10 protein-coding genes and 1 pseudogene are annotated in these 12738 nt (G+C 61.7%); 7 read left to right on the top strand and 4 right to left on the bottom strand.

Features of this window, described 5'->3' with window-relative positions:
* The 6 genes and pseudogenes from EN893_RS37955 to EN893_RS04330 form a co-directional block, all read left to right on the top strand.
* A pseudogene (locus EN893_RS37955) lies at positions 1-5425 on the top strand (S-layer family protein); the annotation flags it as partial.
* A 194-nt stretch (positions 5426-5619) separates the two neighbouring features.
* On the top strand, positions 5620-6120 hold the full coding sequence (locus tag EN893_RS04350; RefSeq protein WP_127267580.1) for a tail fiber protein: 501 nt from the start codon (positions 5620-5622) through the stop codon (positions 6118-6120).
* Positions 6121-6132: 12 nt separating this feature from the next.
* Positions 6133-6639 (top strand): tail fiber protein, encoded by a 507-nt coding sequence (locus EN893_RS04345; RefSeq protein WP_127267581.1) that lies wholly within the window; start codon positions 6133-6135, stop codon positions 6637-6639.
* Between the two features lie 10 nt (positions 6640-6649).
* Entirely contained in the window at positions 6650-7174 is a 525-nt protein-coding gene (locus tag EN893_RS04340) for a tail fiber protein (protein ID WP_127267582.1), read from the top strand.
* A gap of 29 nt (positions 7175-7203) precedes the next feature.
* The gene (locus EN893_RS04335; RefSeq protein ID WP_127267583.1) at positions 7204-8514 is read left to right on the top strand and encodes a hypothetical protein; all 1311 of its coding nucleotides are present in this window, start codon (positions 7204-7206) and stop codon (positions 8512-8514) included.
* An 18-nt stretch (positions 8515-8532) separates the two neighbouring features.
* Positions 8533-9063 carry a GNAT family N-acetyltransferase gene (locus tag EN893_RS04330; RefSeq protein WP_256754981.1) on the top strand — a complete coding sequence of 177 codons (531 nt, stop codon included), beginning with the start codon at positions 8533-8535 and terminating at the stop codon, positions 9061-9063.
* Between the two features lie 299 nt (positions 9064-9362).
* Here the strand turns inward: EN893_RS04330 and EN893_RS38985 are convergent, their stop codons facing one another.
* Positions 9363-9941 (bottom strand): hypothetical protein, encoded by a 579-nt coding sequence (locus EN893_RS38985; protein WP_236382967.1) that lies wholly within the window; start codon positions 9939-9941, stop codon positions 9363-9365.
* Positions 9942-9995: 54 nt separating this feature from the next.
* Between EN893_RS38985 and EN893_RS04315 the strand changes: the two genes are divergently transcribed.
* Complete coding sequence (locus tag EN893_RS04315) at positions 9996-10787, top strand: SapC family protein (protein ID WP_245476523.1); 792 nt, start codon at positions 9996-9998, stop codon at positions 10785-10787.
* Between the two features lie 47 nt (positions 10788-10834).
* Here EN893_RS04315 and EN893_RS04310 read toward each other — a convergent pair whose 3' ends face one another.
* The 3 genes from EN893_RS04310 to EN893_RS04300 form a co-directional block, all read right to left on the bottom strand.
* Positions 10835-11182 (bottom strand): hypothetical protein, encoded by a 348-nt coding sequence (locus EN893_RS04310; RefSeq protein WP_127267586.1) that lies wholly within the window; start codon positions 11180-11182, stop codon positions 10835-10837.
* A gap of 42 nt (positions 11183-11224) precedes the next feature.
* A complete protein-coding gene (locus EN893_RS04305) occupies positions 11225-11821 on the bottom strand; it encodes a hypothetical protein (protein ID WP_127267587.1) in 597 nt (198 codons plus the stop codon).
* A gap of 27 nt (positions 11822-11848) precedes the next feature.
* Positions 11849-12738: hypothetical protein (locus EN893_RS04300; RefSeq protein ID WP_128361417.1), on the bottom strand; the 890-nt coding region annotated here is incomplete at its 5' end.

The raw sequence follows: 12738 nt of genomic DNA, 5'->3' as shown, positions 1-12738 counted from the left end.
CACCACCAGCAGCGGCGCCGGCTTCACCGCCAGCACCTTCGGTTCGGGAACAGTCAGCGTCACCGGCGCCGGCAACACCATCACGACCACGAACGGCGGCACGGCGCTGAAGCTTGGCGACGCGACGGCGGTCGTCGCCGGGGCGAAAGGCGCGACGGTCGGCGCCGGTGGTATCAAGTTCGATACGATTTCGGTCAATGGCGCGGCGACCGGCATATCGCTCAACAATGTCAGCGGCGGCGTAATCGATCTCGGCACGGTCAACCTGCTAGGCATCACCGGTGCCAATGCGCGCGGTGTCGACATTTCCGGCACGCTCGGCTCGACGTTGAATTTCGCCAGCCTGAACATCGGGCTTGGCGCGGCGAACACCATCGGTCTCGACCTCAACGGCGCGTCGCTCGGCGCGAGCAACATCACCGCTGGCGATTTCGACGTCGACGGCGGCGGTTTTGCCGGCACGATCGGCATCGACATGGCCGACACGACCGGCACCGGCACGATCCAGCTCGGCGACACGGTCAACAACAATCCGGCGGGACAGACCTCCAAGATCGAAAATGTAGGCTATGGGGTCCAGTTCTCCAGCGCCACCAACGCCCAGCTCGTGTTCGGCGACGGCGCCGGCCCGGCCGAATCGTCGATCAAGACCACAGGCGGCCAGGTCATCCACGCCACCGACACTTTGCCGACCAACGGCGACTACAATTTCAACGACGTCAATTTCGATGGCGACATTTCGAACCTGTCCTCCTACAAGGTCTACTATGTCACGGCCGATGCCACCGCCCTTGGCGACGGCAGTCTGCTCAATCCAGGCACCTACGCCAACGCCCAGACGTCTTCGGCCAATGTCATTGTGCTGATCGACAAGACCGTCGACGGCGGCCAGGCGACGATCGACCTCGGCGCGACGTCGTTCCAACTCGATGACGGACAGGTGCTGCTCGCCTTCAAGAGCAACGACGCGGCGATCGATGTCTCCCAGCTCGGGGTCGACACCAGCGCCGGCGCGTCGCCGGCGTTCCACTTCACCACGGTGCAGAATTCGCCGATCATCGCGGCGCCGGCGGGCATCGACACGCTGCGGCCGGTCCTGCAGAGCAATAACGCCACGCAGGTCATCAATCTGGCGACATCAGGCAGCGGCATCTTCACGGGCGGTATCCAGAACCTGATCGTCAGCAATCTCGGTTCCGGTGCGGGCGTTGCCGTCAACGCGAGCGGCGCCTCCAGTTTCTTCGTCAGGAACAACACCATCGCCGCCGGCGGCAACGCGCTCGATTTCTCCACCACGGGAGCTCCGGCCAATACGCTTCTGCTTTCGATCGACGGCAACACGCTCAGCTCGACCGCGTCCGGCCTGGCTGCGTCGTTCACCGGCCAGAACATCGATGCCGACCTGAATTCAATCGCGATCAGATCGTTTGCCGGCAATACGGCGACCGGGGGCGCCGGCAGTGGCGGCATCGCCTTCAACAATGTCCGCTTCGATTCCGACGGCGCCGGCGGCACCGTCAGCGCCGGCACGCTCGGCATCGGTAACCCAGGCGCTCGCGTCCAGGGCAATGGCCTCAGTTTCACCAACACCAGCGGTACCCTTAATCTGGGCACGCTCAGCCTTGCCAACAATGGCGGCACCGGTGTCATCGCCAACACCAAAACCACCACCTTCACGCTGAACAACACCGGTGGCGTGGTCACCACCACCAACGGCGCGGCGTTCGATCTCGATCCGCTGACCGTCAACATGACGTTTGCCACCGTAAACGCCAGTGGCGGCGCGAGCGGCATCATCTTCGACGGCGTCGCTGGTACCTTCACCGTTACTGGCGCGACCGCCATCGGCAACACGACAGGCTTTGGCATCGATGCCGTCAACACCAACACCGGCACCTTCAACTTCAACACGGTGACGGTGAACAATGCCACCGTCCCCAACACAGGCGGCGGTATCCGAGTCCAGACCGGCACGCTCAACGTCACCGGCCTCGCCAACATCGACACGACCAGCGGCGTTGGTCTCTCGCAGGCCGGCGGCACAACCAGCTTCACCAACGGCTTGACCATCGACACCACCGCCGGCACCGGCATTCTCGCCACCGGCGGCACGATGGGCATCACCGCTACGGCTGCCGCCCAGACGGTGAACGCAACCGGCGGCACAGCGATCAATCTCTCCGGTGTCGCCGCCACCATCGCGCTCGATTCGACCTCGTCGGCCGGTGGCATCAACAATGTCAGCCTGACCGATGTCACGGGTATTGTTGGACTTGGAACTGGTGCGCTGAGCGGCGCAACGGGCGCGTCGTTCAATGTCGTCGGCGGCACGGCTGCCGTGAGCTATTCGGGCACGGTCAACAATTCGGGCGCATTCAGTCCGGCGCTGAATGTCCAGAGCCGGCTTGCCGGCGCCGGCCTCGTCGCCCTGAACGGCAATCTGACGGCCAGCGGGCTGGGCGTATCGCTGAACAACAATGCAGGCGGCACGGTGACGGTGTCCGGCGCCTCGAACAGCTTTACCGGCGGGGGCACCGGCATATCGATCACCGCCAACACCGGCGGCACCTACAACATCAGCGGCGCCAGCTACGCCATCGGCATGAGCAGCGGCGGGCTTGGCGTCGATATTGCCGGCAACAGCGCCCCGGTGACGGTCAATTTCAACGGCGGCGGGCTGGCGATCGTGACCTCGGCAGGCGCCGGCTTCAATGCCACGGGTTCCGGCACGATCAGCGTGACCGGCGTGGGCAACTCCATCGCCACGGGCACCGGTGTGGCGATGAACCTGAGCGGCGTCACCGTCGCGGCCACCGGCATGAATTTTTCCTCGACCAGCAACGGCGCCGGCGGCAACAGCGCCGTCGTCCTCACCAACGTGATCGGGTTGGGGACGATCAATCTCGGCGCCGGCACGCTGGTCGGCGGCAGCGCGGCAACCATCGCTGTCAGCGGCGGCACCGCCAACCTCAACTATACCGGCAATGTCAGCCAGTCGAACAATGCCACCCTGGTCAGCGTCACGGGCGGGCACAGCGGCTCGCTCAACTTCGCTACCGGTACGCTGTCGGCGACGAACGGTACCGGCCTGCAGTTCGACAATGCGGACGGCATCTACAGTTTCGTCGGCACGACGACGCTGAATGGCGGCAATGCCAGCGTCGACATCCTCAACGGCTCGGGCGGCACGTTCAATTTCGGCACCGGCACCTCGATCATCAGCCCCAGCGGCACGGCGTTCAACGTCAATGGCGGCACCGCCACCGTCACCTATGCCGGCACGATCACGCAAGCCACCGCCGGCCAGCGCATGATCGTCGTCGCCGACACCGCCGGCGGTTCGGTGAATTTCACCACTGCCGTGGCGAACGGGCTCAACGACACCGGCGGCACCGGCATTGTGATCGACGGCGCGGCGGGCAGCGTCACCGTCAGCAATGCCAGCCTGACGGGCACGGCCGGCATCACCATTCTCGGCGATTCGACCAACAATGCGACCGGCACCTACACTTTCAACAATGTCGCCATCCAGACCGACGCGGGGGCTGCGAACAATGCCTTCGTCGTCGATGGCGACCAGGGCACGCCAGGCAATGACGACGTCAGCGCGGTCGTCAACCTGAACAATGTCGACATCACCAACCCTGGCGGCAATGTCGCCAACATCCGCGGCATGGCCGGCGGCTCGGTCAATTTCGACAGCGCCAGCACGATCACTCGCAACGACGGCGGGCTGGGCATTGCCGTGCTCAGCAACGCCGGCGGCACGATCAACTTCGGCGGCGCGGTCAAGACGCTCTCGACCGGCGTCAACGCCGCCGTCATCATGACCAGCAACCCCGGCGCCGCCATCAACTTCACCAATGGCGGGCTGGTTATCAACACAACGAGCGGCGACGGCTTCAACGCGACCGGCGGCGGCACGGTGACGGTGCAGGGCACCGGCAACACGATCACCTCCGGCACAGGCACGGCGCTCAACGTCGTCAACACGAATATCGGCGCCAGCGGGCTGAATTTCCAGAGCATTTCGGCGAATGGCGGCATCAACGGCATCGTGCTCAACAATACGGGCTCGGGTGGATTGACCGTTACAGGTGTCGGCACCACCGCCGGCTCGGGCGGCACAATTCAGAACACAACCGGGCGCGGCGCCAGTTTCATCAGCGCGAGCAACATCACGCTGAAGAACATGAATTTCACCAATGCCGGCACCGACGATCTCGATGCCGACAATTCGGGGCTTTCGACTGGTGACAACCTCACGACCAACGCGGCCATCCACCTTCAAAACGTCTCTACGGCGACGCTGGACCGGATCGCCATTTCGGGCGGCGCCGAGCAAGGCATCAACGGCAATACCGTTTCGAACTTCACGCTCAGCAACAGCAGCATATCGAATGCGGGCAATGGAGCGGACGAAGATGGCATCCATTTCTACAACATGTCCGGCACCAGCGCGGTCACCAACACCACGATCACAGGCAGCGGCGACGACAACTTCCAGCTGCAGACCCAGTCCGGCACGCTCGCGCTGACGATTTCAGGCGGCAGCTCGACTGGCGCCGTGCTTGGCAGCGGGTATCTGTTCGGCATCCGTGGAACGTCGAACGCCACGATCAACTTCTCGGGTGCCAATTCGAGCAACAACTTCAGCGGTGGCATCGTCGCCGATGCATTCGACAACTCCACAATGAACCTGAACGTCATCAACAGCACTTCGAGCAGCAACAACGATCAGCTGTCCGTCAGCGCCGGGGACAACAGCGATGTGAGCCTCGTCGCCACCGGCAACACGCTGAGCAGCACGGCGGCGGGCGACTTCGTCGTGGTGAGCCTGCTCGGGTCGGCGTTCGACAACGGCTTTACTTTTGACGCTCGAATTGAAAGCAATACCATCACGGTCGCAAACGGGCTGACAGCGGATGGCATATCCGTATTCAATGCCGGCGGCGGCGCCATGCGGGTCGGAATCAAAAACAACTCCATCGACTATGCCGGTACGCAACGTGCTATCCTTGTCCAGGCCGGACAGGACGGCGCCGGCAGCATCCTGGCCCAGATAACCGGCAACGCGATTGACATCAAACTGGATGGGACCGGAGATGCGGCTGCTGGCATTCTCGTCCAGTCAGCCGTCACGGACCCGGAGGGAAATGGTGCATCCGTCGATCTGAGCATAGGCGGCGCCGGCGCGCTCGCGAACATCTTTACGCATTCGCTTGGCGGCACCATGGCGGCTGGTGACATCCGGGTACGTCAGCGCAACAACGGGACGATCAACCTTAGCGGCTATGCTGGGGGCGCCATGGATACTGCTGCCGTGATCGCTTATCTGAACGGCCGCAATACAGTTGTTTCTGCATCTACCGCGACGGCGCAAACGAGCGGATTTACCGGGCTTGCCACGCCGCCGTTCCCATGATGGCTACGTTGATGAGGTAGAAAGGCCACCATTTGGTGCGACGATCTACAACCTTGGGTACACACTGCCTTCCTGCGCCTCTTGTTATTTAAATACTGTCTATTATTTTATAATAGTACTTGGTTTGTTAGAAACCCAAGTAGACTTCTATGTCGTTCCGTGTATTCTTCTGATATCTAATGAGGGCGCGAGACATGGCCGAGCCATTTCTATCGGAAATCAGGATTATGTCCTTTGTCTTCCCGCCCAAGGGTTGGGCGCTCTGTAACGGGCAGCTTTTGCCGATCAACCAGAACCAGGCGCTATTTTCACTGCTCGGAACCACTTTCGGCGGTGACGGCCAAGTCAATTTCGCGCTGCCCGATTATAGGGGACGTATCCCGATCCACGTTGGGAGCGGTCACACACTAGGCGAGCGCGGTGGCGAGCAAAGCCATACGCTGTCGATTTCCGAAATACCGACACACGTTCACTTTGCGCAGGCAAGCACAAACACCGGTAGCAGCCAGGATGGTGCGGGGAACGTTTTGGGGGTGGTTCCGGGGCGGCTGTATAGCGATTTCGCGAACGTGACGACGCTGAGCCCGAGCACAATTACCAGTGTCGGCGGCAGTCAGGCACATCTCAACATGCAGCCGTTCCTGACGCTGAGCTTCTGCATTGCCCTGCAGGGCATTTTCCCTTCGCCGAATTAAGGAGGCGCGATCATGGCACAGCCTTATGTTGGTGAGATACGCATGTTTGCCGGCAATTTCGCGCCGGCCGGCTGGATGTTCTGCGAGGGACAGCTTCTGCCGATCTCGGAGAACGAGACACTGTTCCAGCTGATTGGCACGACCTATGGCGGCGATGGCCAGAGCACCTTCGCGCTGCCCGACCTGCGAGGCCGTGTTCCGCTCCATCAGGGCAGCGGCTTCATCCTTGCGGAGACGGGAGGCATAGAGGAAGTCAATCTGACAATTTCCCAGATTCCGTCACACAGCCATCCGATGGTCGCGTCCCTGAGCATTGGTCAAGATACCAGTCCCAGCGGGAAGGTCGTTGCACAGATTGGCGGTGGCGCCTTGCCCTACATCCAGGACACGACCGATACCGACATGGCCCAGCAGGCTGTAACAGCCGTTGGCGGCAGCCAGCCGCACAACAATTTCCAGCCGTATCTTTGCATCAGCTTTATCATTTCACTTTTCGGCATCTTTCCGTCGCCGACCTGAGAGGGACATCATGGCTGACCCGTTCGTCGCCGAAATCCGAATCTTCCCCTTTTATTTCGCGCCCAGGGGCTGGGCGTGGTGCGACGGGCAGTTGCTGCCGCTGTCGCAGAACACGGCATTGTTCTCGTTGCTGGGCACGACCTATGGCGGCAATGGCAAAAGCAATTTTGCCTTGCCCGACCTTCAGGGCCGCTTGCCGATGCACCCGGGGCAAGGACCAGGGCTTTCGCTGCACGATCTCGGCGAGACCGACGGTACGGAAACGGTAAGCCTGCTCGAATCGGAGATTCCTAACCACACCCACGCAATGCGCGACCATGACATCGACCTGGGCGAACTCAATGCGCCGTCCTCGACGCGAAGCCTGGCCAAATCCACCAACGCAACAATCTATACCCCGGCGGCCAACCTGACGCAGATGAGCCCTCAAGCGCTCCCCCCTGCCGGCGGCGACCAGCCGCACAACAACATGCAGCCCTATCTCACCTGCTATTTCTGCATCGCGCTGCAGGGCGTCTTCCCGCCAAGAAGCTGAATTCCGAACCGAAAGGGCAGGACCGTACGATGGCCAAGAACGCAGAACCGAAGTCGAAGGTCCCCGCAGCGAAGACGCCGGCGCCGAAAGCGGCTTCCAGGGCCCGCCCGGCGCCGTCCAGCCCTCCACCCATTTTCCAGCACAAGCCGGCCGGCACGTCGTTTTTCGAACTGTCGCGGCTGATGGTGGTGGGGATCGATTCCGCCAAGGGGCAGTTGATCCAGAAGGCGCAGCTTTCGCCGAACGGGCCATGGCCCTCGGCCTGGTCGTTCATCGCGCCCGGCGCCTGGGTGATCATGACGGCGGGCCTCACCAAGGACGGCCGTGTCGCCGTGGTCGCGCAGCCATCGGGAACCACCAATCTGTCCTTCATCACCGAAGACGCCAACCAGATCGGCCCGGTCGAGAAATGGACCGCGCCGATGAGCATCGGCACGCCGCCCGGCGCCACCTCCTATCAGAAGCTTTCGATGGCGCGCGATGCCGATGGCCGCATCGAGGTCTTCGTCACCGACAATCAGGGCCGCATCTGGTGGATCTACCAGAATCCGGACCAGATCGTGCAGGTGCAGAAAACCATCACGCCGCCCGGCACGACGACACCGATCGTCGTCACCGTCGACGTGCTGACGCCGCCGGCCAAACCGTGGAGCGACTGGATCCAGATCCCCGGCGGCCTGGTGACGGTTTCGGCGATACGCCAGGGTGACGGCCGCATCGCGCTGTTCGGCATCAATTCGAACCTGCATCTCTATCGCTGCCAGCAGGCGAAGGCGCAGGCCTTGAAGGCCGCCGACTGGACGGGTTGGGTGCAGATCGACACGACCCAGACAGGTGGCTTCATCGAGATGGCGCCGGTCATCGGCCCGCTGGGCGCCACCAATTTGTTCGCCCTGACCCAGAACGGCCAGGTGCTGCACACGCGCCAGATGCCCGCCGGATCGGATACGTGGACGCAGTGGGCGACACCCGGCTACTCCAGGGCGCCCAACCAGGCGCTTGCCGCCGGCATCCAGGGCGACGGCGATATCGTGCTGGTCGCGGCCGACCAGCAGCACTTCCTCCAATTCAACGCGCAATGGGATGCCTATACCCAGAACTGGTCGGGATGGCGCGATTTCGGCGCATCCCTTCGCTCGACGCGCCTGACGCTCAACTACAATGCCGACGGCCGGCTCGCTTTGTTCAGCCTGGCGCTCATGCCGGACGGCACCAACGGGCTGTGGACGATCAACCAGATGGGCGTCGACAGTTCCGAATGGGAGTATAACTGGACGTCGCTGACCGACAATAATCTCAAGCAGATCGTCGTCGTGCGCGACCTGACGCCGCCGGTCTGACGGTTGATTTCCGGCAGCGTGGCGGAAGGCAAGCAGGCCCGTCCGGTCTGGCCCCGGTCTGACACGGCCGGGCTCCGCTTTCGTGCGGCAGTGGAGGCGGACTTGCCGTTCCTGTCGCGGCTCTATGCCTCGACCCGCTTCGAAGAACTCGCGGTGACGTCGTGGAGCGAGGCGCAGAAGGCCGAATTCCTCGGCATGCAGTTCCAGGCCCAGCACGCGCATTACCGAAAACACTATCCCGAGGCCGATTGGCTGGTGGTGGAACGCGATAGCGACGACATCGGCCGCCTCTATATCGAGCGCTGGCCAACCCAGCACCGCATCATCGACATCGCCTTCCTGCCGCATCATCGCCGCAAGGGTTACGGCACCGCGCTGCTCTGCGACCTCATCGACGAGGCATGGTTAGCCGGCAAATCAGCGTCGATCCATGTCGAGAAGCACAATCCGGCGAGACGGCTTTATGTCGCGCTCGGCTTCGCGGTCGTCGAGGACAAGGGCGTTTATGACCTGATGGCGTGTGCGCCGCCGGGGGGCGACGATCTATGATCGTCGGAACCGATTTGTTGGCAGATGCGATCATTGTCTATGGTCATCGTTTGCGCTGCCCCTCACCTGCCTGCCGGCATCCTCTCCCCGTATAGTGACGGGGAGAGGGACGCTTTCATCGCGGATTTCGCCAATCTCCAGCGTTGCAAGAAAGGCGCCGGCGTCGCAGCCAGCCACTCTCGCCCCGTTTACGGGGAGAGATGTCCGGCAGGACAGTGAGGGGCGGCGCCGGCGGCAAGGATTGTCGCATCAGGCCCTGTCACGATGCGATAGGCCTGCGTGCAGCCCAAAACAGGGTCCTAATTGAACACCGCCTCGTACAGCCGCCCCGTCGCATCGGCGGCGACCGGCACGATGAAGATCTCGTGGCTGCCGCTTTCCCCCGTGAAAAGATAGGTCGCCTGCGGCAGTGCGATGTCGCGCGGGCCTTTGAACAGCAGCGAGAAGCCGCCGCCCGGGCGCGGGCTGGCGGCGATGGGCTTGACCGCGCTGAGTTCGAGCGGGATCTGCCGGCCGCCGGCTTCGATGGTGAAGGTTTGTCCCTGCTCGAAATCCGACACCGACGCCATTCCGTTTCCCTCAATCTGTCCGCCGGAGCGGTTCAGCGTTCGGATCGCTGATCCGATCCGGCTTTTGTTTCTTCGCAATCGCCAGGGGAAAACCGCTCCACACTTTTCCTGGATTTGCTCCAGCGGAGGCACTGTCGCCGCTTCGCCGCAAGCTGTCCAGAGGCGGGCAGGCTGGCGGTCGTGTTCCCAAGGCAATCGGCCGCCGCAATCCCAAAATACAGCACCGCCTGTCCTTTTATGCGCGCAAGAGACGCTGTAGTACTTTGTTCCTGCGCGGGATTCCTTTCGACCCAAGATCAGCGCAAACAAGCATAGATCCCGGCTTCGGGACCATTGGCAGCCTGATGGGCGTGCGGGAGACGGATGATGGCTGATGCAAAGACGGAAGTGACGGGCGACGCGATGCCGCTGTTCTATTCGAGGCCCGAGGCGCTCAACCCGGCGCGGCACGGCTCGCTGGGCCTGACCGCGCGCAGCGATTTCGGCTTCGCCCGCTCGGCGCACGCCATTCCGGTGGTGGCGTCGGAAATGCCGGCGGCGATGCGCTCCTACCCAATCGTCTTCATCGGCCCGGGCAAGGCGCCGGTGATCATCACCGGCGTGCGTCAGAACGAGAACCTGTTCGTCGGTGCCGAAGGCAAATGGACCGCGCCGCACTACATCCCCGCCTATGTCCGCCGCTATCCCTTCATCCTTGCCGAAGACCCGACATCGGCCGGCCGGCTGACGCTGTGCGTCGAACGGGCCAGCGACCGCATCGTCGACCAGTTGCTGGCGCCGTCCCGCGATGACAAGATCCTGCCGTTCTTCACCGGCAACGAGCCAACCGAAGCGACCAAACAGGCGCTCGCCTTCTGCAATCAGTTCCAGATCGACTTCCGAGCCACCCGCGAGATGGTCGAAAAGATCGATGCGCACGGCCTGTTTTCGCCACGCCAGAGCAAGGTGACGCTGGAAGGCGGCGAGGTGCTCAACCTCACCGATTTCCAGGTGATCGACGAGCCGGCCTTCAACAAATTGAGCGACGAGGCGTTTCTCGACCTGCGCAAATCAGGCGCGCTCGGCCTGCTCTATTGCCATCTCGCCTCGACCAACAGCTGGACCTCGCTGGTGCATCAGGCGTCGCTGCGGAAGGCGGGGCGGCCAGCGAGCTGATTTCACCCTGGCACGCACCAGATTGATCGTGACAACAGCGCAAGTGATTAACTTGAGGACACAGTGATAGTTCCGTCTTCAGGGCCGCTTACGATGGTCTCCTCGAAGTAATTATTTGTGATCCGAACATAGTATTCTCCAGTCAGAGCGCCGGATTCCGCTTTAAGCTTAAAGTTAATTGTTGTTGTGTCTTCGATGTTAGTGTCGTTGTCGTTGATCAATAAACATGAGGCTATGTCTGAAGTGTCAGCATAAATAAAGTCGATTACCAAGTACTCTGTGTCGTTAAACCAGCCACGGTCCGGGGAGACCGTCACGCTCACAGTAATCGGCTCTCCGGCTCTTACAGCATTCCCTTCAGGTGTATCGACGCGCACTATATCTACTCTTGCCATGATCCATCTCCCTTTGGCATTCTCAAATGACAATCGGGAACGCTAGTCGAGATCGCCGCGCCCGTTGCGGTTCATTGCGCCACCGGACCGCCCCATCGCACCGCCAGACCTGCCCATGGCGCCGCCCGATCGCCCCATGGCACCACCAGATCTCCCCATTGCTCCACCCGACCGACCAAACGAATGCGGGTCCAGCTCTGCACCCAACAGAACATCTTCGAGCGTTCCCGTGTCGAGCTCCAGCCGCATTGTCAGGTCACTCTTGTCGTACACCCAGACCTGCATTCCGCGGGCAAATGAGCCTATCTGCGATGAAAGTCCGGTATAGGCAGGGTCGCTTGGACCGCGGCTCATGACCTTCAGATCGGTGTCCGCCGGAGCTGGATAATCAACCGCGGTGCCAGGCCCATGAACAAGAAGTATGGTCGGTCTGGCCAGCTCGTAGAACTGCGCCTCGAAGGTGAATGCATAGATCCTTGCCAGCAGGCTGCCGGAGGCGTCGATCTGGTTCTGCAGGAATCTGTTATTGCCAGGTCTTGGAGGCCGTCCCCCATCGATCCTCTTCTTCAGCTTCAAATCTTCAAGAACTCTACCGAACAAGTGTATGGCCGAGGTATTTAAAATGGTTTCAGTTATCATGGATCACCCCATCCTCTGCAATGTCGATCAAAGCTCGGCGCCACTTCTGGACATCCAATATTTCTCGAAATAGCTCATATCCGGGAGACGCACCTGATCCCGTGGACGAGCGGTTCGACCCTCATGAACATGGCTCTTTCGGTCTGGCTTCGTCAGGCGAGGCCCGGCACGGTAGCGAAAAATCCCTCTTCGGTCGAAATCCCGGAAGATGATGCTTGATAGTTCTCCTCCGGTCACACGGTCGTCGACCGCGAGCATCGTTCTCGCCATGTCACGATAGTCCAGGAAATCCGGGGCGAGAGCCCACAGCGTCTCGGCGAGATAGGTACCCACGATATCGCGCGCGTCGAGCAGCGCTTCGACGAAACCGTCTGGATTGCGCGTGAAATCGCGGTCAAAGACTTTCTGGAGCGGCGCCTCGGCGGTTGGGTAGATCTCGGCGAGGTCGGCAAGATCTTCGGCCTCCGGCGAAATCAGTCCTCGATCCACCAAGCTCTCGTGAAAGACATCGACCAGAATGTCGAAGACGGCACCCGTTAGAGGTTGCGACAAGGCATGCTCGTCGGTCCAGCCGTCCGCGAAATCGGCCATCGTCAGCTTGTTGTTGGCCTCGCGTATCTGGCGGTGCGGTGAAAATTCCGAAAAGCGAGAGAGTTGATTGGCGATGTAGAGGTTCCCGCGCGTCACCGTCAGAACGTTTTCGATCACGGATGGAAAATGCATGGCCGCGATCAACGAAACGCAGTCGGAAAAGGCCTCCTGAAAGCCCAGATATTCGGGGAACTCAGCTCCCGGCTTGGGTATGCCGAGGACGCTGTAGACGAACGCATGGCCAACCTCATGCGCGATAATATCGAAGTCGAGGCTGAAGGGGAGCGCGCGTCCGTCTTTCGTGAATTGGCTGCCGAGCTCGAGGA

Source organism: Mesorhizobium sp. M7A.F.Ca.CA.004.04.2.1 (genome assembly GCF_004022825.1).
Taxonomy (GTDB): domain Bacteria; phylum Pseudomonadota; class Alphaproteobacteria; order Rhizobiales; family Rhizobiaceae; genus Mesorhizobium.
This window is presented reverse-complemented; position numbering and strand designations above follow the sequence as displayed.